This is a genomic window from Streptomyces yokosukanensis (genome assembly GCF_001514035.1).
Lineage (GTDB): Bacteria > Actinomycetota > Actinomycetes > Streptomycetales > Streptomycetaceae > Streptomyces > Streptomyces yokosukanensis.
Map to the genome: position 1 here is coordinate 161812 of NZ_KQ948221.1, position 26710 is coordinate 188521.

Consider the following 26710-nt stretch of genomic DNA (forward strand, 5'->3'; position numbering starts at 1 on the left):
CGCCTTGCTCGAACCATCCGGTGCACCGACGCCCGAGACACTTCTCGAATGGCCCGCGCTCAGGGACGCCATGCCTCGATCGGGTTGCCGAGCCAGCGAGTGTCGTCCGGGACGGACTCCGCGGCCATGACGAGCGACGCGGGACCCAGGGTCGTACGGGCCCCGATCGTGCTGCCGGGCAGCACGATTCCGCCAGGGCCCAGCGTGGCGCCCTCACGGAGAACCACAGTATCCGTCCGCAAGATCCGGTCGTGGAAGAGGTGCGTCTGCAGAACGCAGCCCCGATTGACGGTGGCGGCGTCCTCCAGGGTCACCAGATCCGTCTCCGGCAGCCAGTAGCTCTCCACCCAGACGCCCTTGCCGATGCGCGCGCCGAGCCCACGCAGCCACGCCGTCATCACCGGCGTGCCGGGCACGGCACCGGCCAGCCACGGCACGGCCAGCACCTCGACGAACGTGTCCGCCAGCTCGTTGCGCCACACGAAGGAGCTCCACAGCGGATGCTCCCCGGTCCGGTGCCGCCCCACGAGCAGCCACTTCGCGACGACCGACACGACCGCCGCGGCGGCACCCGCCCCGAGCAGCACGAGACCCGACAGCGCCCAGGCCCACGGCCCCAGCGCACTCAGCGCCGCCACCGTCAGCCCGGCCAGCGCGGCCGAGCACAGCACCGGCACGATCCGGCACAGCTCCACCAGACCGCGCGCCCACAGCAGCCGGGCCGGCGGGTCGTAGGTACGGCTCTGATCCGCGTCGGCGGCACTGCGCGGCAGCTTCACCGGCGGCAGCCCCAGATACGAGGTGCCCTTCTTCGCCTTCTTCGGCGTCGCCGACAGCACCCCGACCAGACCGCCGTCGGGCACCCGCCGGCCCGGCGCGGTCATCCCGGAGTTCCCGAGGAAGGCCCGCCGTCCGATCCGCGCGTGCCCGATCCGCACCCAGCCGCCGCCCAGCTCGTACGGCGCGGTCAGGGTGTCGTCCGCGAGGAAGGCCCCCTCGCCGACGGTGGTCAGGCTCGGCAGCGCGAGCACGGTCGACACCTCGGCGCCCCGCCCGATCCGCATCCCCAGCAGCCGCAGCCACACCGGCGTGACCAGTCCGGCGTACAGCGGGAACAGGGTCTCGCGGGCCCGGTCCATCAGCTGGGTCACGGTCCACGCCTGCCAGCCGACCCGGCTGTGCGTGGGATGCGTCCCCTCGCTCAGCCCCAGGCTGAGCGCGCGTACGGCGACCAGGATCAGCAGCGCGTACGCCAGCCCGAAGGCCAGCGTGGCCGGGACCAGCCCGAGCGCGGCCCCGCGCAGCGCCTCGCCGAGAGAGGCGCCGGGGGCCACGAACTGCCGGGCGACCAGCAGCGCGGCCAGGCCCGCGACCAGCGGCAGAGCACTCAGCGCGAGACCGGTGATGCCGTACATGACCCGCCAGTACGTGCCCCGCTGCGGGCGCTCCTTGGGCCAGTTGCGCTTGGCCTTGCCCAGCTTGACCGCGGGCGCGCCCGCCCACCGCTGGCCGGTCGGGACCTGCCCGCTCACCGCCGAGCCGGGAGCCACCTCGGCCCGCTTGCCGACGCGGGCGCCCGGGAAGAGCATGCTGCGGGTGCCGACGACGGCGTGCGCGCCGACCTTGACCGTGCCGACCTCCAGCCGGTCACCGTCCAACCAGTACCCGGACAGATCGACCTCGGACTCGACGGCCGCGCCCCGGCCCAGCTTGAGCATGCCGGTGACCGGCGGCAGCGAGTGCAGGTCCACCTCGGGCCCGACCTTGGCGCCCAGCGCCCGCGCATAGCGCTCCAGCCAGGATCCGGTCAGGGTGGTGGCCCCGCTGAACTCGGCGAGCCGCTCGGCCGTCCACAGCCGCAGATGCACGCTTCCGCCGCGCGGATACCGCCCGGGTGCGAGGCCTCGCAGCAGCAGTCGTGCCCCGCCCGCCGCCACCGCGATCCGGCCGGGCGGCGCGAAGAACAGCAGGGCACCGGGCGCGAGCAGCCACCAGGGGGCGGTCGGCAGCCAGGCGTAGCCGGGCAGCAGATTTCCGGCGGCGGCCAGGACCAGCGTCCAGCGCAGCCCGAGCAGCGTGACCAGCGGGACGAGCAGCAGGAGCTGAAGGGCTTGGGCACGGACCGGGACCGGCACGATCGTCCGCTCGGCGGCGTCGTCCGGGGCCGAGGCCTCCAGCCGCCGGGCCAGCTTGCGCAGCACGGGCTGCTGGTAGATGTCGAGGACGGCGGCGCTCGGGTAGCGGGTGCGCAGCCGGGTGGTGAGCTGGGCGGCGGCCAGGCTGCCGCCGCCGATCGCGAAGAAGTCGTCGGTGGCGCTCGTCACCGGGATGCCCAGGACCTCCGCCCACTGCTCGGCGAGCCACGCCTCGGTGCCGTACAGGTCGGCCTTGGGGGTCGCCACGCCCTCCAGGGGCCAGGGCAGGGCGGCCCGGTCGACCTTCCCGGACGTCCGGGTCGGCAGCTCGGCGACGGGCGCGAGCAGCGGGACCAGGGCGGCGGGCAGCGCGGCCCGCAGCTTCTCGACGGCCGTCGCCTGGTCCCAGCCGTCCTGGGTGACGACATAGCCGACGAGCAGCTGGTTCCCGCTGCGCGCGGTGCGCACGGCGGCCGCGGCCCCCGCCACACCCGGCAGTGCCTGCAGCGCGGCGTCCACCTCGCCCAGCTCGATCCGCCGCCCGCCGAGCTTGATCTGCTCGTCGGCCCGGCCGAGGAAGATCAGCCCCTCCGGGTCGGCCTTGACCAGGTCGCCGCTGCGGTACGCCCGCTCCCAGCCCAGCGACTTCAGCGGCGCGTACTTCTCCGCGTCCTTCTCGGCGTCCAGATACCGTGCGAGCCCGACCCCGCCGATCACCAGCTGACCGCTGCCTCCCATCGCCACGGGCTCACCGGCCTCGTCGACGACGGCCAGCTCCCAGCCGTTCAGCGGCAGCCCGATCCGGATCGGCTCCTCGCCGGTGAGCAGCGCCGCACAGGCCACGACGGTCGCCTCGGTCGGCCCGTAGGTGTTCCACACCTCGCGCCCCTCGGTGACCAGCCGCTGAGCCAGCTCCGGCGGGCAGGCCTCGCCGCCGAAGATCAGCAGGCGTACGTCGTTGAGCGTCTCGGGCTCCCACAGCGCGGCCAGCGTCGGCACGGTCGAGACGACGGTGATCTCCTGCTCGACCAGCCAGGGACCGAGATCGGCACCGCTCCTGACCTGCGACCGCGGCACCGGCACCAGACAGGCGCCGTACCGCCAGGCCAGCCACATCTCCTCGCAGGACGCGTCGAAGGCGACGGACAGGCCCGCCATGACCCGGTCGCCGGGCCCGATCGGCTCCTCCGCGAGGAACAGGGCCGCCTCGGCGTCCACGAACGCGGCGGCGCTGCGGTGCGTGACGGCGACGCCCTTGGGCTTCCCGGTGGACCCGGACGTGAAGATGATCCAGGCGTCGTGCTCGGTGCCGGGCCGTGCGGCGCCGGAGCCGGAGTCGGACGCGCCCGGCTCAGGGGAGTCGGGCGTGCCCTGGGCGGTGATGGTGTGCCCGGCGCCGACGACGGCCCGTACCTCCGCCTCCCCGAACACCAGCTCGGCCCGCTCGTCCGGGTCCTCGGCGTCGACAGGCACATAGGCGGCACCGGCGGCGAGGACGGCGAGGATCGCGACGTACAGCTCGTTGGTCCCCGAGGGAACCCGCACCCCGACCCGGTCCCCGCGCCCGACCCCCGCGCCCGCGAGCCGTCGCCTCAGCCGCTCCACCTCGACGGCCAGCGCACGGTAGGTGAGACACCTCGTACCGTCGTCCAGGGCGGGCTCGTCCGGATGGGACCGCACGGTCGCGTCGAAGACGTCGACCAGGGTGCGCGGCGAGGCGGCGGGCCCGGCGGAAAAGCGCGCCCGGTCACCGAAGTGCGTGCGGATCTCTTCGTCGAGCAGGCCGAGAGCGCTGCTCTCGTCTATGGCTGCCATCGGGTCCTCACGTCGGCCGGCTGAAGTGACAAGCCGGATATTTTAGTACGACGCTAGGGTCCACCGCTTCGACCTGCAGCTCAGGAGGGCTGTCCGGCTGAGTGGTACGGGCCGTCTCGCGTCGCTGACCTGCTGATCTTGAGGCCGGAGGAGAGATGGCCCACACACACGACTGAGGGCCCCTGATCAACAGGGGCCCTCACTGGTGTCCGAGGGGGGACTTGAACCCCCACGCCCGATAAAGGGCACTAGCACCTCAAGCTAGCGCGTCTGCCATTCCGCCACCCGGACAAGGTGTGTGTCATGCGGAGGATTCCCTTTCGGCGGGGTTTCCCTCGCGGCGACGAAGGAAACATTACCAGGCTTTCCGGGGTGGCTGATCACCCCCCGCCGACGCCGGCCGGTGGCGCGTGAACGGTGTGTGACGGGCCGGGACCGGTCTTGGGCGGCGGGCGGGGCGGAGAGAGGATGAAAGGACCACCGGCGCGCCGGCCCGGCCGGCACGCCGGGCGAACGCGGCCGACGCGACAGCAGCAGTGACAGCGGGAGGAAGCACGTGAGCGAGACGGACACGGCCAGGAGCGTCACCGGCGAGGACGAGGTCGTGGACCTCTGCCGCGAGCTGATCCGGTTCGACACCAGCAACTACGGCGACCACTCGGGCCCCGGCGAGCGGCAGGCCGCCGAGTGGGCCGCCGAGAAGCTGGCCGAGGTCGGGCTGGAACCGCAGATCTACGAGTCGCACCCGGGCCGCGCCTCGACCGTGGCCCGCATCGAGGGGGAGGACCCGTCCAGGCCCGCGCTGCTGATCCACGGCCACCTGGACGTCGTACCGGCCAACGCCGACGACTGGACCCACCACCCGTTCTCCGGCGAGGTGGCCGACGGGTGCGTGTGGGGGCGCGGCGCCGTCGACATGAAGGACATGGACGCGATGACCCTCGCGGTCGTGCGCGACCGGCTGCGCAGCGGCCGGCGGCCCCCGCGCGACATCGTGGTCGCCTTCCTCGCCGACGAGGAGGCCGGCGGCACCTACGGCGCCCGCCACCTGGTCGACCGCCACCCGGACCTCTTCGAGGGCGTCACCGAGGCGATCAGCGAGGTCGGCGGCTTCTCGTTCACCGTGAACGAGCAGCGTCGGCTCTATCTGATCCAGACGGCCGAGAAGGGCATGCACTGGATGAAGCTGACCGTGGCCGGCACCGCCGGGCACGGCTCCATGATCCACCGGGACAACGCCATCACCGAACTGTCCGAGGCCGTGGCCCGCGTCGGCCGGCACAAGTTCCCGGTGCGGGTCACCAAGACGACCCGGGCCTTCCTCGACGAACTCGGCGACGCGCTCGGCACCGAGCTGGACCCGGAGGACATGGAGTCCACCCTCGCCAAGCTCGGCGGCATCGCCAAGCTCATCGGCGCGACCCTCAGCAACACCGCCAACCCGACCCAGCTGAACGCCGGCTACAAGGTCAACGTCATCCCGGGCGAGGCCACCGCGCACATCGACGGCCGCTTCCTGCCCGGCTACGAGGACGAGTTCCTTACCGATCTCGACCGGCTGCTCGGCCCGAACGTCCGGCGCGAGGACGTGCACGCCGACAAGGCCGTGGAGACCGGCTTCGACGGGGCGCTGGTGGAGGCCATGCAGTCCGCGCTGCTCGCCGAGGACCCCACCGCCAAGGCGATCCCCTACATGCTCTCCGGCGGCACCGACGCCAAGTCCTTCGACGACCTCGGCATCCGGGGCTTCGGCTTCGCCCCGCTGAAGCTGCCGCCGGAGCTGGACTTCGCGGGCATGTTCCACGGCGTGGACGAACGGGTGCCGGTCGACGGGCTGCGGTTCGGGGTGCGGGTGCTGGACCGGTTCATCGACGCGTCGTGAGGTTCTGGGCCTGGATATTCGGGCGCGCGTACGGGATCGACTGGAACGAGTGAATGCGACGATCGGTTCGTAGCTTCATTAGTTCCTCCTCGTTACAGGTGATGTGACTCCGCGCCTTGGAGTCGTATTGCCAACAAGGAGGAATAATGATCAAGAAGGTCGTCGCTGCTGCGGCTGCCACCGGTGGGCTGGTTCTCGCGGGCGCGGGCCTCGCCGTCGCAGACTCCGGAGCCCAGGGTGCCGCTGTGCACTCCCCGGGCGTTGTCTCCGGCAACGTCATTCAGGCGCCCATCCACGTCCCGGTGAACGTCTGTGGCAACACGGTCAACGTGATCGGGCTCCTGAACCCCGCCTTCGGCAACACCTGCGTCAACAAGTGACGCCGACCTCCTGAGGGGGGCGTCATTTTCGAGCCGTCGGCCCCGGAGCGCGTGCCTTGCGCTCCGGGGCCGACCGGCCTCTTGCGCGGAGTCACGATCCGCGCGGTTCGCATATCGCGAGGCACAGCAGGATCGAAGGCAGGGGAAATCAGAACATGCGACAGGGCACCCGCAAGGGCCTGATGACGATGGCGGCGGCCACCGGTGTGATCGCCGCCGCGAGCGGCTATGCCCACGCCGACGCGGGCGCGTCCGGCGCCGCCGCCGGCTCGCCCGGCGTACTGTCCGGCAACACGGTGCAGGCGCCGGTGCACGTGCCGGTGAACGTGTGCGGCAACACCGTGAACGTCGTCGGGCTGCTCAACCCGTCGGTGGGCAACAGCTGCACCAACCACGGCGGCACTTCGGGGAGCCACGGCGGCTCCGGCGGGTCGCACGCGGGCGGGCGCACCGGCGGCTCGCCGGGCGTCGGTTCCGGCAACACCGTGCAGGCGCCGATCGATGTGCCGGTGAACGTCTGCGGCAACAGCGTGGACGTCATCGGTGTCGGCAACGGCACGACGGGCAACGACTGCACCAACGGCGGCGGCCACCACACCCAGCCGCCGGGCGGCGGCCACGGAAACCCGCCCGGGAAGCCGGGCCACCCCGGTCACCCGGGCCACCCGGGTCATCCTGGCCACCCGGGCCATCCCGGTCAGCCGGGACACCCCGGCCACCCGGGCCAGCCGGGACACCCGGGTCATCCTGGGCACCCCGGTCAGCCGGGCCATCCGGGCCACCCGACGACCCCGCCCGGCAACGGTGGCCACACGCCCCACAGCCCCCAGGGGTCCACGCCGGTCGGGCAGCAGGGCGGCCACTCCACCCAGCCCCTGACCAACGGCCAGCTCGCCCACACCGGCAGCGATCTGCCGGTCGGTCTCGCGCTGCCGGTCGGCGCGGGCGCGCTGCTCGCGGGCGCGGTGCTCTACCGCAAGGCGCGGGCCACGGCCTGACCGTCCACGCCGAACACACCGCGTCCGGAGAGACCGGCATCGCGCGGTGAGCCGTGACGTGCGGCACATCGGAGCGGGCCCTGCCATGACGGCGGGCCCGCTCCGTTCAGCTCTCCGGGCTCACCATGTGGCACGCACCTGGCGGATGATCCGTCGGCGCAACCGCACCCTGCGGCTGCCGTCACGCAGCAGGCTCAGTCGGTCCAACTCCCAGTGTCCGTACTCGGCATGGTCCGTCAGCAGACGTGTGGCCTCCTTGCGGGACACCCCGCGAGGCACATACACGTCGACAAATTCGTATTCCGGCATCGCATCTATTGTGCGGGCTGGGGCCCGGTACGGATAGCGTCTGCACTATGTCTGATGCTGCGCAGCCCACCGCTGCCGAGGTACGCGCCGCCGCCGAGGCGGTCAAGACCGCGCTCGATCGTCATCTGGCGGCCGTCGAACGCAGGTCGGGGGAGGACGACCCGGCTGTCTTTGAGGCGTTCAACCAGCTGGCCGCGGCCGCCGAGGTGTACGACGAGCTGCTCTACGACCGCTACGACGAGGTCACGCCCTTCGAGATCCCCGGGTCCGAGGAGCTGCCGCCTTACGCGGGCCCCGAGGAGCCGAACGCGATCAGTGTGCTGATCCGCCGCGACTACGCCGTGGCGGAACCACAGCGGCTGCTGGCGCAGGCCCAGCGGGTCGAGGCGGCGGAGTACGACGCCGCCGGCGGCCTGGCCGAGGATGCCGCCGGTACGGTTCCCGGGGCGCTGGGCGTCCTGTTCGGTGAGTTCGAACCGGACGAGATCGCCTCCCGGCACAAGGAGTTCGGCCTGGAGGAGGGCGACTCCACGCTCTGGGTCACCGCGGCGGACGAGGCACCCGAGGCGGGCGAGTGGCTGGAGGCGCCGTTCGACCACGTCGATGCGCAGCGGGTGGTGTGCCGTTTCGATGTGAGCGCGGTGTTCGACGACGACGTCTCCGAGGGCGACGAGGAGGACGATCTCGAGTTCGTCGAGGACGAGGATCTGGAGCCGCTCGACGCCGAGAAGTGAGCGACGTCCGGCGGCACCGAGTCCGGCGGGGCCGAGCGGCCCGCGGCCGGTTCGGTCCCGCCGGACCGCGCCGTCTCGACCGGGCGCGGTCCGGTCGGGCGAAGGACTACGCCGGGACCTGTGTACGCAACAGCGTCTGCAAGCGGGTCGTGCGAGGCTTGGCCTGCGTCTGCGCCACCGCCTTCGGCAGGGCCTGCTCCACTCCGTGGACGACGGACAGATGCCGCTCCGCCCGGCCGAAGGCCGTGTACACCCAGGGTCTGCTGAGCGTCTGCGCCGCATCGCCGGGCAGCACCACGACCACCGCGGGCCAGCGGGCGCCCACCGCCTGGTGCGCGGTCAGCGCCCAGCCGTGCCGCACGGCGCCCTCCACCCGCTCGCGCGGCACGATCACCGGGGCGTCCGCGCACGACAGGTGCAACCCCTGCGCATCGGCCTTCACCACCACGCCCGGCACCGTACGGCCCGGGGCGGGGGAGTAGGCGATCCGGTCGCCGGGGTCGAAGCCGCCGAACCGGCCGGGGCCGGGGTTGACGCGTTCCTTCAGCGCGGAGTTGAGGGCGCGGGTGCCCGCGGCGCCGCCGTGCCCCGGGGTGATCACCACGGTCTGGTCGGCCGGCACCCCGATCGCCCGCGGCACCGAGTCCGCGACCAGCTGGACCGTGCGGTGCACGGCCTCGGCCGCGTCCCGCACCGGGACGATGACGATCTCCTTGCCCGGAGCCTCGACCTGGTTCAGCTCGCCGACGCCGATGCCCGAGACCAACTCGCCGATCGGGCCCGGGTCGGGGACGCGGGAGGCGATCTGCGGGCACACGCGGGCGGCGAGCAGATCGGCGAAGACCCGCCCCGGCCCGGCCGACCACAGCACCGCCGGGTCGCCGCTGAGCACCAGCCGGGCCCCGTCGGGCAGCGACTCCACCAGCATCGCGGCGCTCTCCACATCGAGCTGCGGCGCGTCCAGCACGATCAGCAGATCCAGTTCCAGCGCGCCGTCCGCGTCCCGGCCCGGTCCCTCGGCCCCGGACAGCAGACCGGCGACCGTACCCACGCCCCGCTCCGCCGGGGCCGCTCCGGGCAGACCGGTCAGGCGGTGGCGTCCGTCGGGCGTGTGGCAGACGGCGAACGCCCGCAGGCCCGCGGCGCGCGCGGCACCGAGCAGCGCGGCCGGTTCGGTGCGCGCCGCCTCCGCGCCGGTGTGCAGCACCAGACCGTGCCCGGCCACCGCCCGGACCAGCTCGGCCGCCCCGCCGGTGACGGCGCCCGCGGCCGCCTGCCAGGCCTGATCGCTCTCCTTGGACAGCGAGTTGACCAGCCGGGCCAGACCGTCGGCGAGGCTCTCCTCGGCCAGCGCGTACCGCTCCAGGCCGACGAGGACCCGGACCGGGCGTTCCTCCTCGCTCTCAGCCTCTCCCTCGTCCGGCTTCTGCGGGGCGGCGGCTCCCGGCTCCTCCAGGGCGTCCTGGAACGCCAGGGCCTCGCCCTCCGCGAGTGTGCTCTGCACCGCCGCGTCCGGGTCCGGCACGCTCTGCCGGCCCAATGCCGCGGTGAGCGTGGGCAGTTCCAGCGCGGTGTGCCCGGCCAGGGCCGCCTGCTCCAGAAGCCAGACGGTGACCGCGCGGTCCCGCCGCTCGTCGTCCGGGCCGCGGGCCTCGCCGAGCAGCGCCCGCGCGAACCCGTCGGCCTGGTCGGGCCGTACGCCGCCGACCCGCAGCAGCTGCCAGGGGTCCTCGCGGAGCGCCGCCCCGGCTGCCTCGCCGAGAGCCGCGGCCACCTGGGGGGCCAGGGACTCGGGCGCGCCGCCCTCGGCAAGCACCCCGCGGACGCCCTCCACCGTCTCTTGGGCGGGGGCCGCGGCGACGGCGGCGGGCGCGGGCTGCGGCCGGTGCACGGGTTCCGGAGCCGGGCGGCGCGGTTCCGGAGCCGGCTCGGCGAACACCGTGGCCACCGGCTTCTCACCGGTCTCCACCGCCCGCACCGCCGCGAGCAGATCGGCCGCCGTGCCGCTGAGCTTGGTGCCGCTCTCGATCGGGCTCTTCTTCTCCGCCTTGCGCCGCTCGATCCGCTCCCGCTCAACCCGCTGCGCCGCCAATTCGGCTTCCGCCTCGGACACCTGGCCGGCTGCGCCGTCACCGCCGCCGGCTCCATCGGCGCCGGCTTCCTCGCCGGACGCGTCGTCCGAGCCGGCTGGATCCGCGCCGGCGCCCGCGCCGACGCCGCCCGCGTCCTCGGCTCCGCTCGTCCCCCCGTCGCCCGTCCCAGGTGTGTCCGGCGTCCCCGGCCCGGCTTCCTCCGTGGTCTCCGGCTCCGTGCTCACAGCGTGCTCCAGTCGTGATCGGGATAGCGGTGCAGGGGCGCCGACACATCGTCCAGCGCTCTGCAGATCTCGTCAGGAAGACTAAGGGCCTCCACTGACAACGCCGCCGTGAGCTGCTGCGCGTTGCGCGCGCCGACGATCGGCGCGGCCACGCCCGGCCGGTCCCGCACCCAGGCGAGTGCCACCTGGAGCGGGGTGACGGCGAGCCCGTCGGCGGCCGTCGTCACCGCGTCCACGATGCGCGTCGCGGTGTCGTCGAGATACGGCTCGACGAAGGGCGCCAGATGCTCGGAGGCGCCGCGCGAGTCCGGGGGAGTGGTGTGCCGGTACTTTCCCGTCAGGACGCCCCGGCCGAGCGGCGAGGAGGGCAGCAGGCCGACGCCGAGATCCAGCGCCGCGGGCAGCACCTCGCGCTCCACGCCCCGCTGCAGCAGCGAGTACTCCAACTGCGTGCCGGCCAGCCGGGTCCGGACGCCGGGCGCCGCGAGCTGCCACGTGGCCGCCTTGGCGAGTTGCCAGCCGCAGAAGTTGGAGACGCCGGCGTAGCGGGCGCGGCCGCTGCTCACCGCTATGTCGAGGGCCTGGAGCGTCTCCTCCAGCGGGGTCTCGGGGTCGTAGGCGTGGATGTGCCACAGGTCGACGTACTCCGTGCCCAGGCGGGCGAGTGAGGCGTCGAGTGCGGCGAGCAGGTGGCCGCGGGAGCCGTCGAAGCGGCGGTCGGGGTCGGGGACGCTGCCCGCCTTGGTGGAGATCACCAGGTCCCGGCGTGGCACCAGGCCGTCCATCAGCTGTCCGAGCAGGTACTCGGCCTCCCCGTCGCCGTACACGTCCGCGGTGTCGACGAGTGTGCCGCCGGCTTCCCAGAACGCCTTCAGCATGTCCGCGGCGTCGTGCTCGTCGGTGTCCCGGCCCCAGGTGAGGGTGCCGAGTCCGATCCGGGACACGCGCAGGCCGGTACGGCCGAGATGCCTCTGCTCCATGCGGGCGAGATTACTGGCCAGAACCCGTGCGGTGGGTGGCCTGTGGACAACCGGTTTCGCGCGGGTTCCCTGGCCGGAGCCGGGCGGGGGCGCGGCTGTGCGGGTGCGTTGCCCCGGCTCCCGGCCCGATGCCTCTGCCGCCGACCCCCACCCCCGCGCTAAGGTCGCCCCCACAGGGACATTACTCATGGGTAAGGGGAATCGGCATGCAGCTCGGGCTCAACCTCGGCTACTGGGGTGCCGGAATGGACGGGGACAATCTGGCCGTCGCGCAGGAGGCCGACCGGCTGGGCTTCTCCGTGTGCTGGGCCGCCGAGGCGTACGGCTCCGACGCGGCCACGGTGCTGTCCTGGGTCGCCGCGCAGACCGAGCGCATCGACGTCGGCTCCGCCATCTTCCAGATCCCGGCGCGCCAGCCCGCGATGACGGCGATGACCGCGGCCACCTTGGACTCGCTCTCCGGCGGGCGCTTCCGGCTCGGCCTCGGCGTCTCCGGCCCGCAGGTCTCCGAGGGCTGGTACGGCGTCAGGTTCGACAAGCCGCTGGCTCGCACGCGTGAGTACGTCGAGATCGTACGCAAGGCCATGACGCGCGAGCGGCTGACGTACGAGGGCGAGCACTGGACGCTGCCGCTGCCGGGCGGACCGGGCAAGCCGATCAAGCTGACCGTCCACCCGCAGCGCGAGCACATCCCGCTCTACATCGCCGCGATCGGCCCGAAGAACCTGGAGCAGACCGGTGAGATCGCCGACGGGGCGCTGGTGATCTTCCCGTCCGCCGAGCACCTCGAGGACACCACCGTCACGTATCTGCGCGCGGGGCGGGAGAAGGCCGGCAAGGCCCTCGACGGGTTCGACATCTGCCCGACCCTGCCGCTGGCCGTCGGCGACGACAAGGACGTCGCCCGTCTCGCCGACACCTTCCGCCCCTACACCGCGCTGTACGTCGGCGGCATGGGCAGCGCCAAGCAGAACTTCTACAACCAGCTCGCCCAGCGCATGGGATATGAGAAGGAAGCCGCCGAGATCCAGCAGAAGTACCTGTCCGGGGACAAGGCCGGTGCCGCGGCCGCGATTCCGCAGGACCTCATCGACAAGACGACCCTGCTCGGGTCCGTCGACCGGATCGCCGACCGGATGAAGGCCTACGCCGCCGCCGGTGTCACCACGCTCAGCCTGGCCCCGGCCGGCTTCACCCTGGAGGAGCGGATCGCCTCCCTGCGCGCCGGCAGCGAGGCCCTGGAGCGCGCCGGGCTGGCCTAGGGCCTGTCGTAGGGGATTCCAGCGGCCGTGGTGGGGGCTCGGGGGTCTTCCCCGCCACGGCCGTCATCGGGAACAACGCGCCGGGCGCCGCCCGGTTACGACCCCGGTGTTCCTTCTTTCGGCCGAGTCGTCCGACACCCGTGTTGCGATTCCGCTTCGCCCGCATTTGACTCTTTCTTTGCGGAATATCGCGGAATGCAGTGAAATGCGGCGGAATGCGGAGGGATTCTGCGGAATTCCGTGGACGCTGCGGAGTCTTGCGGAGAGGTGACGCCCATGCTGTCGGCCCGGAATCTGTTCCAGGAGATCCTCGACAACGACGAGTTGTTCCGGCTCTTCTGCTCCATCGCCGCCGGCGGGGAGTCTCAGGGCGGCTGGGAGAACGGCCGGATCGCCTCCCTGGTACCGAGCAGCGAACGCGCGCTGGCCCCGAAGATCGCCCGCCACGGCGCCGACGAGGACAAGCACGGACGCATCTTCGAGGCGCTGATGAGGAAGCGCGGTCTCATCCCCGTCGCCGTACCGCCCGACACCGACTACACGATGCTCCTGGAGCGCAGCGGCATCGGCCTCGCCCACGACAAGCTGCGGCGGGACAAGCCGCTCACCGTGCGGGACATCATCGTCTACCTCTCCCACAGCCGCGTCGCCGAGCAGCGCGCCGCCGAGCAGATGGACCTGCTCCTGCGGCACTTCGCCGATCATCCCGGGATCGGCAGGGCCGTACGCATGATCGCGAGCGACGAGGGCGACCACCTCGCCTACACCCACGAGGAACTGCTGCGGTTCGCCGCCGCCGGGCACGGCCGGCTCATCCAGCACACCCTGCGCCGGTGCGCCCTCACCGAGATCCGCGTCCACCGCGACGTCAGCCTCGCCGTGATGGCCCACATGGGCCGCATCCTCGGCTGGCCCAGGTCCAAGTACGCGCTGCTCGCGGCCGGCATCCACGCGACGTACGCCTACGAGCGCCTCGCCGGCTGGCACCGCATGGTCGGCCTCAGCATGCCCGAGCGCCTGGACGCCCTCGGCGGCCCCGCCGCCCCCGCCCACGAGTTCGCCTGAGCCGCGCTGCGGGCCTCACAGCCAGCCGCGCTGCTTGAACAGCCGGTACAGCAGCACCTCCAGCGCGGCCATGAGCAGGATCACCGCCGGATACCCCCACAGCCAGTGCAGCTCCGGCATGTGGTCGAAGTTCATGCCGTAGATTCCCGCGATCATCGTGGGGACCGCGGCCATCGCCGCCCACGCGGAGATCTTCCGCATGTCGTCGTTCTGCCGCACGCTCATCTGCGCCAGATGCGCCGCGAGGACGTCCGACACCAGCCGGTCCAGGGCCTCCACGGACTCGTTGACCCGCAGCAGGTGGTCGCCGACGTCCCGGAAGAACGGGCGCGCCTTGTCGTGCACGAAGGGCACCGTGCCCCCGAACGGCCCGGTGCCCGCCAGCCGGGTCAGCGGCGGCGACAGCGGTCCGGTGGCCCGGCGGAACTCCAGGATCTGCCGTTTGAAGCCGTAGATCCGTGAGGCGGTGTGGCGCGAACCGCCGCCCTCCGGCCGGAACACCTCCGCCTCCAGCTCCTCCAGATCGGTGCCCAGCTCCGTCGCCACCACCAGATAGTGGTCGACGACAGCGTCGGAGATCGCGTACAGCACGGCCGTCGGGCCCTTGTCGAGCATCTCCGGCTCCTCCTCGAGCCGGTGCCGTACGGCGGCGAGCGGCGAGTGCTCGCCGTGACGGACGGTGACCACGAAGCAGTCACCGATGAAGACCATGATCTCGCCGGCCGAGACGGTGTCGCTGTCCGCGTCGTACAGAACCGGCTTCAGCACCATGAACAGCGAGTCGTCGTACACCTCCAGCTTCGGCCGCTGATGCGCGTTCAGGGCGTCCTCGACCGCCAGCGGATGCAGCGCGAACTCCTGGGTGACCAGGTCGAACTCGCGCTCGGACGGCTCGTACAGGCCGATCCACACGAACCCGCCCGCCGCCCGGGCCTCGGCGAGCGCGTCGGACAGGTCCTCCGGGCCCTCCGTGCGGTGCCCGTGCCGGTAGATGGCGCAATCGACGATCACGCTGCGCATTCTCCCTTCGCCCGGTCCCCGATGCATGTGATGATGCGCCTACCCTGGGCCGCATGCCCACGCTGATCCTCGTCAGGCACGGACGTTCCACCGCCAACACCTCCGGTCTGCTCGCCGGCTGGACGCCAGGCGTCGCACTGGACGAGCGCGGCGCCGCACAGGCCGCCGCCCTGCCCGCCCGGCTCGCCGGGCTGCCGATCTCCGAAGTCGTCACGAGCCCCCTCGAGCGCTGCCAGGAGACCGTACGGCCACTGCTGGAGGCCCGACCCGAGCTGCGCGCCCACACCGACGACCGGATCGGGGAGTGCCACTACGGCGACTGGTCCGGCCGCAAGCTCGCCGAGCTGATGGACGAGCCGCTGATGGAGATCGTCCAGGCCCACCCGTCGGCCGCCGCGTTCCCCGGTGGCGAGTCCCTGCGCGCCATGCAGACCCGCGCCGCCGAAGCCGTACGCGAGTGGAACGCGCGCGTGGAGCGCGATCACGGCGCCGACGCCGTGTACCTCATGTGCTCCCACGGTGACATCATCAAATCACTGGTCGCCGACGCCCTCGGCCTCCATCTCGACCTGTTCCAGCGGATCTCCGTGGAGCCGTGTTCCGTCACCGCGATCCGCTACACCCGCCTGCGGCCGTTTCTCGTTCGCCTCGGCGACACCGGGGATTTCGCTTCGCTCGCCCCGCGCGAGGAGCCCGGTGAGAGCGACGCACCGGTCGGGGGTGGTGCGGGCGCACCGTGATCGTCGGCCGCAGTAGGGTGAAGCGGTCCGCACCGTCGCGGACCGGCCCGCTGAGACTCCCGCCCCGCTGAAACTCTCGAATCCAATGGAGACAGGACGTGTCCCGTCAGGTGTTCCTCTACGACCCGCCGGACCGCTTCGTGGCCGGCACGGTCGGACTGCCCGGACGCCGTACGTTCTTCCTCCAAGCCATCGCAGGCGCCCGGGTGACCAGCGTGGCTCTGGAGAAGACCCAGGTGGCCGCCCTCGCCGAGCGCATGGACGAACTGCTCGACGAGGTCGTACGGCGTAGCGGCGGCAGCGCCGCCGTGCCCGCCATGGCACCCACCGAGGTCGCCGACACCGCCCCGCTGGAGAGCCCCGTCGAGGAGGAGTTCCGCGTCGGCACCATGGCACTGGCCTGGGACGGCGAGGAACAGCGCATGATCGTCGAGGCGCAGGCCCTCGTGGAGCTGGACGCCGACACCGAGGAGGACCTCGCCGAGGCCGAGGAGCGGCTGCTCCAGGACGAGGAGAACGGGCCCCCGATGCTGCGGGTCCGGCTGACCGGCGCGCAGGCCAGGGCCTTCGCCAAGCGTGCCCTCGACGTCGTCAACGCCGGGCGGCCGCCGTGTCCGCTGTGCAGCCTCCCGCTCGATCCGGAAGGACACGTATGTCCGCGCCAGAACGGATACCGCCGCGGAGCGTGACGGCCGCCGACACGGGGGCCGACGCGGCCGCGGCCGCGTTGCTCGCGCAGGGTGAGCTGACCGTGCGCGGCCGGATCCGCGAGGCGTCCAACGCCGCGCTGTTCTGCACGGTCGCCCTCGACGGCCGGGAAGCCTCCTGCATCTACAAGCCGGTGGCCGGGGAGCGCCCGCTGTGGGACTTCCCCGACGGCACCCTGGCCGGTCGCGAGGTGGCCGCCTACGAGGTCTCCGAGGCCACGGGCTGGGGGCTCGTCCCGCCGACCGTGCTGCGCGACGGGCCGTACGGCGAGGGCATGTGCCAGCAGTGGGTCGACGTCCAGGCAGAGTCGGAACTGCTGGCCCTGGTCGACGCCGAGGAACCGGAGCCGGGCTGGAAGGCGATCGGTCTCGCCGAGGTCGCCGAGGGCCGTACCGCGCTCCTCGTGCACGCCGACGACGAGCGGCTGCGCCGGCTCGCCGTCCTCGACGCGGTCATCAACAACGCCGACCGCAAGGGCGGCCATCTGCTGCCCACCCCCGACGGCCGGCTCTACGGCATCGACCACGGCGTCACCTTCAACGTCGAGAACAAGCTGCGCACGCTGCTGTGGGGCTGGGCCGGCGAGCCGCTGACCGCGGAGGCCGTCGACGTCCTCACGGGCCTGCACGGGGCCCTCACGGGGGCACTGGGCGAGCGCCTGACCGGACTGATCACCGCCGCCGAGATCGACGCCACACGCGCGCGTGTCGGCGATCTCCTCTCCGCGGGAGTGCACCCCGAACCCGGTGGGGAGTGGCCGGCCATCCCCTGGCCACCGGTGTGAGCCCGGTCGGCGGCCATCGGTCGGGCACCGTGAGCACATCGTGCGCCGATGTGCAAGAGCGCCTAACCGGCCGTCCGGCCCGATCCCGTTCGTATACGCGGCCGACGGCCGGTTAGGCTCATGTACATGCATGCCTGGCCCGCTTCCGAGGTCCCCGCCCTGCCTGGTCAGGGCCGCGACCTGAGGATCCACGACACCGCGACCGGCGGCCTCGTCACCCTCGACCCCGGTCCCGTCGCCCGTATCTACGTCTGCGGCATCACGCCGTACGACGCCACCCACATGGGGCACGCGGCGACCTACAACGCGTTCGACCTCGTTCAGCGCGTGTGGCTCGACACCAAGCGGCAGGTCCACTACGTCCAGAACGTCACCGACGTCGACGATCCGCTGCTGCAGCGCGCGGAGCGGGACGGTGTCGACTGGGTCGCCCTCGCCGAGAAGGAAACGGTTCTCTTCCGCGAGGACATGACCGCACTGAGGATGCTTCCGCCCCAGCACTACATCGGCGCCGTCGAGGCGATACCCGGCATCGTCCCGCTCGTGGAGCGACTGCGCGAACTCGGCGCGGCCTACGAGCTGGAAGGCGACATCTACTTCTCCGTCGAGTCCGACCCGCACTTCGGCCAGGTCTCGAACCTCGACGCGGCCGCCATGCGGCTGCTGTCCGCCGAGCGCGGCGGCGACCCGGACCGCCCGGGCAAGAAGAACCCCCTCGACCCGATGCTGTGGATGGCCGCCCGCGAGGGCGAGCCCAGCTGGGACGGCCGCTCGCTCGGCCGGGGCCGGCCGGGCTGGCACATCGAGTGCGTCGCCATCGCCCTCGACCACCTCGGCATGGGCTTCGACGTCCAGGGCGGCGGCTCCGACCTCGCCTTCCCGCACCACGAGATGGGCGCCTCGCACGCCCAGGTGCTCACCGGCGAGTTCCCCATGGCCAAGGCTTATGTGCACGCCGGCATGGTGGCCCTGCACGGCGAGAAGATGTCCAAGTCCAAGGGCAACCTCGTCTTCGTCTCGCGGCTGCGCCGGGACGGCGTCGACCCGGCCGCCATCCGGCTGGCGCTGCTCGCCCACCACTACCGCGCCGACTGGGAGTGGACCGACCAGGTCCTCCAGGACGCCGTGGCCCGCCTCGGCCGCTGGCGCGCCGCCGTCTCCCGGCCCGACGGCCCGTCCGCCGACGCGCTCGTCGAGGAGGTCCGCGAGGCCCTCGCCGACGACCTGGACGCGCCCGCCGCGCTGGCCGCCGTGGACCGCTGGGCGGCCCGGCAGCAGCAGGAGGGCGGCGGCGACATCGGCGCCCCCGGTCTCGTGACCCGGGCGGTGGACGCGCTGCTGGGCGTGGCGCTCTAGACACCCTCAAGCCACAGGGGCGGTTCCCGGCCGGGAACCGCCCCTCTCGCGTACCTCAGCCCTCCGGGCTTTCCTCAGTTCTCCGGGCTGTCCTCGTCGTCGCCCTCGGAACCGTCGGGGCTGTCGGAGCTGTCCGGCTTGGGGGGCTTCGGCGCCCGGTTCTTCCCACTGGGGGTGTCCCGCAGCCAGGAGCCGCCGTCCGCGCCGTCCGCGGTCGCGTGGCCGCCCGGCGAACCGACGTCCCGCCGCCGCAGATACCGCTCGAACTCGCGGGCGATCGCCTCGCCCGAGGCCTCCGGCAGCTCCGCGGTGTCCCGGGCCTCCTCCAGCGTCTGGACGTACTCGGCGACCTCGCTGTCCTCGGCGGCCAGCTGGTCCACGCCGACCTGCCAGGCACGCGCGTCCTCCGGCAGCTCGCCCTGCGGGATGCGCAGGTCCAGCAGGTCCTCCAGGCGGTTGAGGAGCGCCAGCGTGGCCTTGGGGTTGGGCGGCTGGGAGACGTAGTGCGGGACGGCCGCCCACAGCGACACCGCCGGGACCCCGGCGTGCGTGCACGCCTCCTGCAGGACGCCGACGATGCCCGTCGGGCCTTCGTACTTGGTCTCCTCCAGGTCCATCCGCTGCGCCAGGTCCGGATCGGACGTGACCCCGCTGACCGGCACCGGACGCGTGTGCGGGGTGTCTCCGAGCAGCGCGCCCAGGATGACCACCAGCTCCACGCCCAGCTCGTGCGCGAAGCCGAGCAGCTCGTTGCAGAACGAGCGCCAGCGCATGGACGGTTCGATGCCGCGGACCAGCACCAGATCGCGCGGCTTCTCGCCGCCGACCCGCACCACCGACAACCTTGTCGTCGGCCAGGTGATCTTGCGCACTCCGCCGTCCATGAACACCGTGGGGCGGTTCACCTGGAAGTCGTAGTAGTCCTCGGCGTCCAGCGCCGCGAACACCTCGCCCTTCCATTCGCGTTCCAGATGCGCGACCGCCGTGGAGGCGGCGTCGCCGGCATCGTTCCAGCCCTCGAACGCGGCCACCATGACTGGGTCGATCAGCTCGGGAACCCCCTCCAGCTCGATCACCCAGTGCCTCCTTCCGACGTGCCCTCGCTTGACTCACCAACCTTACGGCGTCCGGCGGGGGCGCCCGCAGCCCCCTTGCGTGGGGCAGTGACCGGATCACTGCCCCGTTCGCCGCCGTCGAACACCCCGTGTCAACCGGGAGCGCGCGGGCTGCGCACGGACGTTCACAGTGTGCTGCGAAGCCACTGCTCCACGCTCGCGATGTGCACGGTCGCCCAGGAGCGGGCCGCCTCCGCGTCCCGGTCGCGCAGCGCGGCCAGGATCGCCCGGTGCTCACGCAGGGTGCGGCCCACCGCGTCCTCCTGCGTCAGGCCCCGCCAGATCCGGGCCCGTGTCGTCGGCCCCGACAGCCCGTCCAGCAGCGAGCACAGCACCGAGTTGCCGGCGCCGCGCACGATGCCGCGATGGAACTCCAGATCGGCCGCGACCAGCTCCTCCACCGAGGGCTCCTCGCCCAGCGCGTCCAACTGGGCGGACAGGGCGTCCAGTTGCCGCTCGCCGATCCGGAAGGCCGCCATCGCCGTCGCGGCCGGCTCCAGGATCCGGCGCACCGCCAGGAACTCCAGCACGGTGTCGTCGCGGTGGAAGTCCACGACGAAACTCATCGCCTCCAGCAGCAGTTGCGGATCGAGGCTGGTCACGTAGGTGCCGTCGCCCTGGCGCACGTCCAGGATCCGGATCAGCGACAGGGCCCGTACGGCCTCCCGCAGCGAGTTGCGGGACAGCCCCAGCTCGGCCGCCAGCTCACTCTCCTTGGGCAGCCGGTCTCCGGGGCGCAGCGCACCGGAGACGATCATGTCCTTGATCTTCTCGATCGCCTCGTCGGTGACTGCCATGTCCGGCCTCCTGTCGCCCGCCCCATGCCTCAGACATCGGATGTCTCAGCACATTATGCGGCGCCCGTCATGCGGCCGGACCGTCGAACCACTCCCTGCCGTCCGCCCAGTGCCGCACCCAGCCCGCGAAGCCAGCCTCGGCCGTGGTGTGACCGAACCGCGCGCCGAACGGGACCGCGCCCTCACCGGTGATCTGCCATATGTGACCCCGGTGGGGGCCGCTCACGATCAGATGCCAGTCCATGCCGCAGCCGTCCGTGCCCAGCACGATCGAGCCGTCGCGGGCCACCTGCTCGATGACGGCGTCCGGATCCTCGTAGGGGCCGTCGTCCTGCTCCCACAGCCACATCCGGGTGAGCGGGAACGGCTCGCCCAGCCGCTGTCCGCCGCCGCCCTCGGCGAGGGCCAGCAGTCCGTACTCCGGTGGTCCCTGGAAGGATCCGTCCGTCACCGTGGCGACGAACGTCCGGTACGGCTCCGGCAGGACCACCCCGTGCTCCGCCTCGAAGGCCCGCACCCGCTCCCAGCCCAGCGCCGACGCACCGCAGCCGTCGACGCCGAACGCCTCGCGCAGGGCGGCCAGTTCCACCGGATCCGCCTGATCGTCGTTCATGCCCCCATGGAAGCACCCGGCACCGACAACGCCCTCGCCGCGGGCGGACGCCGCATGCGAGAGGGGCGGCCCCACCGCAGTGGAGCCGCCCCTCTCGGCGTGCCGGGCTACTTCTTGTCGAGCACGTCCTGCACCTTCGCGCGGACCTCGTCCGTGGCCAGGCCGCGGATGGTCAACGTCGTACGGCGGCGCAGCACGTCGTCCGCCGTCTCGGCCCACTCGTGGTCACGGGCCCAGACGACCTGCGCCCAGATCTCCGGCGCGTCGGGGTGGACGCGCCCGGCCAGGTCCGGGTTCTCGTTCGCCAGGCGGGCGATGTCGAAGGCCAGCGAACCGTAGTGGGTCGCCAGGTGCTTGGCGGTGTCGGCGGCCATCCGCGGACCGGGCGCCGGGTGGTCGACCAGCAGCCGGTGCGCGACCGCGCGCGGGTTGGCGACACCGGGCAGCGGCAGCCGCTTGGGCAGCGAGGAGATCGGTTCGAAGTCGTCGCCGAGGGGGTGGCCCGGCAGCGACTCCAGCTTCTTCATCACCGTGCGGCCGATGTGGCGGAACGTCGTCCACTTGCCGCCCGCCACGGACAGCATGCCGCCCTTGCCCTCGGTCACCACGGTCTCGCGCTTGGCCTTGGAGGTGTCGCCGGGGCCGCCCGGCAGCACCCGCAGACCGGCGAAGGCGTAGGTGATGAGGTCGCGCTGGAGCTGCTGGTCGCGCACGGAGAACGCGGCCTCGTCCAGGATCTGGGCTATGTCCTTGTCGTTGACGGACACGTCCGCCGGGTCGCCCTCGTACTCCTCGTCGGTGGTGCCGAGCAGCAGCATGTCCTCCCACGGGAGGGCGAAGGTGATGCGGTACTTGTCGATCGGGGTCGCGAGCGCGGCCTTCCACGGGGAGGTGCGCTTGAGGACCAGGTGCGCGCCCTTGGACAGGCGGATGGACGGCGCCGCGTTCGGGTCCTCCATCGTGCGCAGGTGGTCCACCCAGGGGCCGGTCGCGTTCAGCACCAGGCGGGCGTCGACGCCGAACTCCTCGCCGGACAGCCGGTCCTTCAGCTCGGCACCGGTGACCCGGCCCTTGGTGAAGCGCAGGCCGGTGACCTCGGCGTGGTTGAGGACGACCGCGCCCGCCTCGACGGCCGCCCGGACCGTCATCAGCGCCATGCGCGCGTCGTTCATCTGGTCGTCGCCGTACACGGCCACGGCCTTGAGGTTCTCGGTGCGCAGCTCCGGCACGTCCTGCGCCGCCCGGGACGGGGAGAGCAGGTGGCCGACGCCGTCACCGAACGCGGAGAGCGCGGAGTAGGCGAAGACGCCCGCGCCGAGCTTCGCCGCGCCGTGCGGCCCGCCCTTGTACACGGGGAGGTAGAAGGTGAGCGGGTTCGCCAGGTGGGGGGCCACCTGGCGGGAGACCGCACGGCGCTCGAAGTGGTTCTCCGCCACCAGCTTCACCGCGCCGGTCTGCAGATAGCGCAGACCGCCGTGGAGCAGCTTGGAGGAGGCGGAGGAGGTGGCGCCGGCGAAGTCGCCGGCGTCGACCAGAGCCACCCTCAGGCCGGACTGCGCGGCGTGCCAGGCGGTGGAGATGCCCAGGATGCCGCCGCCGATCACCAGAAGGTCGTACGACGCCTTGGAGAGCTGCTCCCGGGTCTCGGCGCGGCTCGGGTTGGAGCCGGAGGCCGGGTGCGTCCCCAGGGCAGGCACGGACTGCAGGGTGGACTGACTGGTCATGTCGGGTACTTACTCCTCGTCAGAGCTGTCGGAGGTCAGCTCAGCTCTCGTCCTCGATCCAGCCCATGGACCGGTCGACGGCCTTGAGCCAGTTCTTGTACTCACGGTCGCGGGTCTCCGCGTCCATGCGGGGGGTCCACTCGGCGGCCCGGCGCCAGTTGGCGCGCAGCTCGTCGGTGCTGGACCAGAAGCCGACGGCGAGACCGGCGGCGTAGGCGGCGCCGAGGCAGGTGGTCTCCGCGACCATCGGGCGCACCACGGGCGCGTCCAGGACGTCGGAGAGCGTCTGCATCAGCAGATTGTTCGCGGTCATGCCACCGTCGACCTTGAGCGCCACCAGTTCGTCGCCGGAGTCCTTGACCATGGCGTCGGCGATCTCCCGGGTCTGCCAGGCGGTGGCCTCCAGGACGGCGCGCGCGAGGTGCGCCTTGGTGACGTACCGGGTCAGACCGGCGATCACACCGCGGGCGTCGGAACGCCAGTGCGGGGCGAACAGACCGGAGAAGGCCGGCACGAAGTAGGCACCGCCGTTGTCCTCGACGGAGAGCGCGAGCGTCTCGATCTCGGCGGCGGTGGAGATCAGGCCCATCTGGTCGCGCATCCACTGCACCAGCGAGCCGGTGACGGCGATCGAGCCCTCCAGGGCGTAGACCGTCGGCTGGTCACCGATCTTGTAGCCGACCGTGGTCAGCAGACCGGCGTAGGAGTTGATGATCTTGTCGCCGGTGTTCATCACCATGAACGTGCCGGTGCCGTAGGTGGACTTGGTCTCGCCCTCGGCGAAGCAGGTCTGGCCGAACAGGGCCGCCTGCTGGTCGCCGAGCGCGGAGGCGACCGGGATGCCGCCGAGCAGGTCGCCGAGCTTGCCGCCGGTGACCTCGCCGTAGACCTCGGCGGAGGAGCGGATCTCGGGCAGGATCTGCAGCGGCACGCCGATGGACTCGGCGATCTTCTCGTCCCACCGCATCGTGTGCAGGTTCATGAGAAGCGTGCGGGAGGCGTTGGTGACGTCGGTGACGTGCTTGCCGCCGTTGGCACCACCGGTCAGGTTCCAGATGACCCAGGTGTCCATGGTGCCGAAGAGGATGTCGCCGGCCTCGGCGCGCTCCTTCAGGCCCTCGACGTTGTCCAGCAGCCAGCGGGCCTTGGGCCCGGCGAAGTACGAGGCCAGCGGCAGGCCGGTCTCGCGGCGGAAGCGGTCCTGGCCGACGTTGCGGCCCAGCTCCCGGCAGAGGGCGTCGGTGCGGGTGTCCTGCCAGACGATCGCGTTGTGGACGGGCTCGCCGGTGTTCTTGTCCCACAGCACGGTGGTCTCGCGCTGGTTGGTGATGCCGATGGCCTTGATGTCGTCACGGGTGATGCCGGCCTTGGCGACGGCGCCGGCGACGACCTCCTGGACGTTGGTCCAGATCTCGTTGGCGTTGTGCTCGACCCAGCCCGGCTTCGGGAAGATCTGCTCGTGCTCCTTCTGGTCGACGGAGACGATCCGGCCGTCCTTGTCGAAGACGATGCAGCGCGAGGAGGTCGTGCCCTGGTCGATCGCGGCGATGAACGGGCCTGCGGTGTGGGCGTCGGTCACTGTGTGCTCCTGAAAGGTCCGTGGAGAGGGGGCTGTACGTACGGCGCTTGTCTGCTGTGTCAGCGTGTTCGCTTCTTAAGCGAAGGCGACGTTGTAGATGCCTGCAGCGATTGCGCCGCCGATCAGCGGACCGACCACCGGGATCCAGGCGTAGGCCCAGTCGGAACCGCCCTTGTTGGGAAGCGGCAGCAGGGCGTGCACGATGCGCGGGCCGAGGTCACGGGCCGGGTTGATCGCGTAGCCCGTCGGGCCGCCGAGGGAGAGACCGATCGAGACCACGACGAACGCGGTGATCAGGCCGCCGAGGATGCCCAGACCGTTGCCCTTGTCGTTCAGGCCCTGCGTGAGGACCGCGAGGATCAGCACGACCGTGCCGATGATCTCCGTGGCGAGGTTCTGCGCCGCGTTGCGGATCTCCGGACCGGTGGAGAAGATGCCGAGGACCGGGCCGGCGCCCTTCTCCTGGGCCTCGACCGCCTTGGCCGTGGTGGCCTGCGCGCCGGGACCGCCGACGATCTCCTTGTCGGTGAGGTGGGCGTGGAACTGGCCGTAGTAGGCGACCCACACCAGGGTCGCGCCGATCATCGCGCCGAGCAGCTGGCCGGCGAAGTAGGTCGGAACGTTGCTCCAGTCGCCGTCCTTGATGGCCAGGGCGACGGTGACGGCCGGGTTGAGGTGCGCGCCGGAGAGCGGTCCGGAGATGTAGACGGCCGTCATGACGGCGAAGCCCCACCCGAAGGCGATGGCGAGCCAACCGGCGTTACGGGCCTTGGAGGCCTTCAGCGTGACGGCCGCGCACACGCCGCCGCCGAGCAGGATGAGTATGGCGGTACCGATGGTCTCGCCGATGAAGATGTCGGAGCTGGACACCCGCGACTCCTTTGTCCTTCGTCCAGGGGATAGCCGAACCCCGGGTCCCGCCGGGGGTTCTGGCGCCCTCGGGGGTGAGAGCGATGCCGGCCCTTGGCGTTGTCACACTCTAGCGCGTATTGCCGGTAGGTGTTCGACAATGCCGACCGATGGACGGGAGTCTGCTTCGGCGTTACGCATGCGTCAAGGGTTCTGTTATTGAAAACAGGATCGTTATTGATCGCTGCGGGCTATCACTCTTCGCACATTGACATAGGCATTGACCCCATATGTCCATTTCAGGGTAGGGCGAGATCCCAGACGTCGCCCGGCGTCCCGGTCGACTCCCAAGAGGCGGTCCGGCGGCCCGCTGTCGGGCCCGGACGGCGCGGTGCGCTCAGAACCGTCCCGCGCCCAGGTCCCTGGACACCGCACGGGCGCAGTCGCGCACCGCGGCGATCAGCTCGGGGCGCAGCTCGCCGTCCGGGCGCAGCCGTTCCACGGCGCCGGTGATGCCGACCGCGCCCACGGGCATGCGGCGCCGGTCGTGGATGGGGGCGGCGACGGACGCCACGCCCTCCCAGGTCTCCTCCACGTCCGCGGCGTACCCACGCGCGCGCGTGACGGCGAGAAGGTGCTCGAAGTCCTCGGCGTCGCACACGGTCCGATCGGTGAAGGGCTTTCGTTCGGTGTCCAGCGCCTCGCTGTGCGCCACCGGGTCGTAGGCCGACAGCACCTTGCCGAGCGCGGTGGAGTGCAGCGGCTGCATGGCGCCGATCTCCAGCACCTGCCGGCTGTCGTCGGGCCGGAAGACGTGGTGCACGATCAGCACGCCCTGCTGGTGCAGCACCCCCAGGTAGACGCTCTCCCCGCTGGAGCGGGCCAGATCGTCGGTCCACACCAGGGCCCTGGCCCGCAGCTCGTGCACGTCGAGATAGGTGGTGCCCAGGCGCAGCAGCTCCGCGCCCAGCTGATAGCGCCCGGAAGTGTCGTCCTGCTCCACGAACCCCTCCTGCTGCAGCGTGCGCAGAATGCCGTGGGCAGTGCCTTTGGCGAGGCCCAGCGACGAGGCGATGTCCGACAGGCCGAGCCGCCGCTCGCCGCCCGCGAGCAGCCGCAGCATCGCGGCCGCCCGTTCGAGCGACTGGATGTTCCGTGCCATCGCCGTTCCGCCTCCGTCCCCTTCGCCTGACGCCGAACCCCGGGCGCACCGCCGGCCGGTGTCGACCACTGTCGTGCACCGTCGTACGTCTCGTTACCCGCTGTTCGGCAATGTCGAACACTACCGGTCCATACCGACCTCCCGCTAATGGTCGGACGGCACCTGTTACATCACACGTGGCCCGGTCGTGGCACCAGGGCCACCGGCGTCCGCCTCGTGGACGCCGCTGCCCATCCAAGCCGACTCCCGGCTACCCTGGCGCCGTGCGGTATCCGGGCCCGTCCCGGGACACCCGCATAGCCGACAGCCGTCGCATCTAGGGAGTCCTTTCATGGCCTCGTTGCCACCGTCCCCTTCCGCCGACAGCCGGACCCGTGCGTCCGCGC

The 26710-nt window shown here is 72.0% G+C and carries 22 protein-coding genes and 1 tRNA gene; 10 read left to right on the forward strand and 13 right to left on the reverse strand.

Annotated elements, in window-relative coordinates:
• Window positions 1-59 precede the first annotated feature (59 nt).
• Complete coding sequence (locus AQI95_RS33660) at window positions 60-3950, reverse strand: Pls/PosA family non-ribosomal peptide synthetase (protein WP_067132867.1); 3891 nt, start codon at window positions 3948-3950, stop codon at window positions 60-62.
• A gap of 203 nt (window positions 3951-4153) precedes the next feature.
• Window positions 4154-4241, reverse strand: a tRNA-Leu gene (locus AQI95_RS33665).
• Between the two features lie 265 nt (window positions 4242-4506).
• Here AQI95_RS33665 and AQI95_RS33670 point away from each other — a divergent pair.
• From AQI95_RS33670 to AQI95_RS33680, 3 genes are all read left to right on the forward strand, one after another.
• Entirely contained in the window at window positions 4507-5832 is a 1326-nt protein-coding gene (locus tag AQI95_RS33670; protein ID WP_067132870.1) for a M20/M25/M40 family metallo-hydrolase, read from the forward strand.
• Window positions 5833-5978: 146 nt separating this feature from the next.
• Window positions 5979-6212 carry a chaplin ChpH gene (chpH, locus tag AQI95_RS33675; RefSeq protein WP_067132873.1) on the forward strand — a complete coding sequence of 78 codons (234 nt, stop codon included), beginning with the start codon at window positions 5979-5981 and terminating at the stop codon, window positions 6210-6212.
• Between the two features lie 155 nt (window positions 6213-6367).
• Window positions 6368-7210, forward strand: a complete 843-nt coding sequence (locus tag AQI95_RS33680; RefSeq protein ID WP_067132876.1) for a chaplin — start codon at window positions 6368-6370, stop codon at window positions 7208-7210.
• A 120-nt stretch (window positions 7211-7330) separates the two neighbouring features.
• Here AQI95_RS33680 and AQI95_RS33685 read toward each other — a convergent pair whose 3' ends face one another.
• A complete protein-coding gene (locus AQI95_RS33685; protein WP_014671721.1) occupies window positions 7331-7519 on the reverse strand; it encodes a DUF5703 family protein in 189 nt (62 codons plus the stop codon).
• A 47-nt stretch (window positions 7520-7566) separates the two neighbouring features.
• On the opposite strand from AQI95_RS33685, the gene AQI95_RS33690 reads away from it, so the two are divergent.
• Window positions 7567-8253 carry a hypothetical protein gene (locus tag AQI95_RS33690; RefSeq protein ID WP_067132879.1) on the forward strand — a complete coding sequence of 229 codons (687 nt, stop codon included), beginning with the start codon at window positions 7567-7569 and terminating at the stop codon, window positions 8251-8253.
• 106 nt (window positions 8254-8359) lie between these two features.
• On the opposite strand, the gene AQI95_RS33695 is transcribed toward AQI95_RS33690, so the two are convergent.
• Both AQI95_RS33695 and AQI95_RS33700 read right to left on the reverse strand, forming a co-directional pair.
• Window positions 8360-10570 carry a helix-hairpin-helix domain-containing protein gene (locus AQI95_RS33695; protein WP_067132882.1) on the reverse strand — a complete coding sequence of 737 codons (2211 nt, stop codon included), beginning with the start codon at window positions 10568-10570 and terminating at the stop codon, window positions 8360-8362.
• A complete protein-coding gene (locus tag AQI95_RS33700) occupies window positions 10567-11550 on the reverse strand; it encodes an aldo/keto reductase (RefSeq protein WP_067132885.1) in 984 nt (327 codons plus the stop codon). Before AQI95_RS33700 ends, AQI95_RS33695 begins: the two co-directional genes overlap by 4 nt.
• Window positions 11551-11756: 206 nt before the next feature.
• Between AQI95_RS33700 and AQI95_RS33705 the strand changes: the two genes are divergently transcribed.
• Both AQI95_RS33705 and AQI95_RS33710 read left to right on the forward strand, forming a co-directional pair.
• A complete protein-coding gene (locus tag AQI95_RS33705; RefSeq protein WP_067132888.1) occupies window positions 11757-12812 on the forward strand; it encodes an LLM class F420-dependent oxidoreductase in 1056 nt (351 codons plus the stop codon).
• 276 nt (window positions 12813-13088) lie between these two features.
• Window positions 13089-13877, forward strand: a complete 789-nt coding sequence (locus tag AQI95_RS33710) for a hypothetical protein (RefSeq protein WP_067132891.1) — start codon at window positions 13089-13091, stop codon at window positions 13875-13877.
• 15 nt (window positions 13878-13892) lie between these two features.
• Here AQI95_RS33710 and corA read toward each other — a convergent pair whose 3' ends face one another.
• On the reverse strand, window positions 13893-14888 hold the full coding sequence (gene corA / locus AQI95_RS33715) for a magnesium/cobalt transporter CorA (protein ID WP_067132957.1): 996 nt from the start codon (window positions 14886-14888) through the stop codon (window positions 13893-13895).
• 62 nt (window positions 14889-14950) lie between these two features.
• Between corA and AQI95_RS33720 the strand changes: the two genes are divergently transcribed.
• The 4 genes from AQI95_RS33720 to mshC all read left to right on the forward strand — a co-directional run bounded on the left by AQI95_RS33720 (window position 14951) and on the right by mshC (window position 18485).
• Window positions 14951-15637 carry a histidine phosphatase family protein gene (locus tag AQI95_RS33720; RefSeq protein WP_067132895.1) on the forward strand — a complete coding sequence of 229 codons (687 nt, stop codon included), beginning with the start codon at window positions 14951-14953 and terminating at the stop codon, window positions 15635-15637.
• Between the two features lie 98 nt (window positions 15638-15735).
• Window positions 15736-16326 (forward strand): DUF3090 domain-containing protein, encoded by a 591-nt coding sequence (locus tag AQI95_RS33725; RefSeq protein ID WP_067132898.1) that lies wholly within the window; start codon window positions 15736-15738, stop codon window positions 16324-16326.
• Window positions 16290-17129 carry an SCO1664 family protein gene (locus tag AQI95_RS33730; protein ID WP_079071642.1) on the forward strand — a complete coding sequence of 280 codons (840 nt, stop codon included), beginning with the start codon at window positions 16290-16292 and terminating at the stop codon, window positions 17127-17129. The genes AQI95_RS33725 and AQI95_RS33730 overlap by 37 nt, the downstream gene beginning before the upstream one ends.
• A 126-nt stretch (window positions 17130-17255) precedes the next feature.
• The gene (mshC, locus tag AQI95_RS33735; protein ID WP_067132960.1) at window positions 17256-18485 is read left to right on the forward strand and encodes a cysteine--1-D-myo-inosityl 2-amino-2-deoxy-alpha-D-glucopyranoside ligase; all 1230 of its coding nucleotides are present in this window, start codon (window positions 17256-17258) and stop codon (window positions 18483-18485) included.
• Window positions 18486-18559: 74 nt separating this feature from the next.
• On the opposite strand, the gene AQI95_RS33740 is transcribed toward mshC, so the two are convergent.
• The 7 genes from AQI95_RS33740 to AQI95_RS33770 all read right to left on the reverse strand — a co-directional run bounded on the left by AQI95_RS33740 (window position 18560) and on the right by AQI95_RS33770 (window position 26324).
• A complete protein-coding gene (locus AQI95_RS33740; protein WP_067132903.1) occupies window positions 18560-19561 on the reverse strand; it encodes a PAC2 family protein in 1002 nt (333 codons plus the stop codon).
• A gap of 164 nt (window positions 19562-19725) precedes the next feature.
• Window positions 19726-20397, reverse strand: coding sequence for a FadR/GntR family transcriptional regulator (locus AQI95_RS33745; RefSeq protein ID WP_067132906.1), 672 nt, complete (start codon window positions 20395-20397; stop codon window positions 19726-19728).
• A gap of 67 nt (window positions 20398-20464) precedes the next feature.
• Window positions 20465-21010: an SMI1/KNR4 family protein gene (locus AQI95_RS33750; protein WP_067132909.1), complete on the reverse strand. Its 546-nt coding sequence runs from the start codon at window positions 21008-21010 to the stop codon at window positions 20465-20467.
• A gap of 107 nt (window positions 21011-21117) precedes the next feature.
• Complete coding sequence (locus AQI95_RS33755) at window positions 21118-22734, reverse strand: glycerol-3-phosphate dehydrogenase/oxidase (protein WP_067132912.1); 1617 nt, start codon at window positions 22732-22734, stop codon at window positions 21118-21120.
• A 40-nt stretch (window positions 22735-22774) separates the two neighbouring features.
• Window positions 22775-24313 carry a glycerol kinase GlpK gene (gene glpK / locus AQI95_RS33760; RefSeq protein WP_067132915.1) on the reverse strand — a complete coding sequence of 513 codons (1539 nt, stop codon included), beginning with the start codon at window positions 24311-24313 and terminating at the stop codon, window positions 22775-22777.
• A gap of 75 nt (window positions 24314-24388) precedes the next feature.
• The gene (locus AQI95_RS33765) at window positions 24389-25183 is read right to left on the reverse strand and encodes an MIP/aquaporin family protein (protein ID WP_067132919.1); all 795 of its coding nucleotides are present in this window, start codon (window positions 25181-25183) and stop codon (window positions 24389-24391) included.
• A 376-nt stretch (window positions 25184-25559) separates the two neighbouring features.
• Window positions 25560-26324 (reverse strand): IclR family transcriptional regulator, encoded by a 765-nt coding sequence (locus AQI95_RS33770; protein WP_067132921.1) that lies wholly within the window; start codon window positions 26322-26324, stop codon window positions 25560-25562.
• Between the last annotated feature and the right edge of the window lie 386 nt (window positions 26325-26710).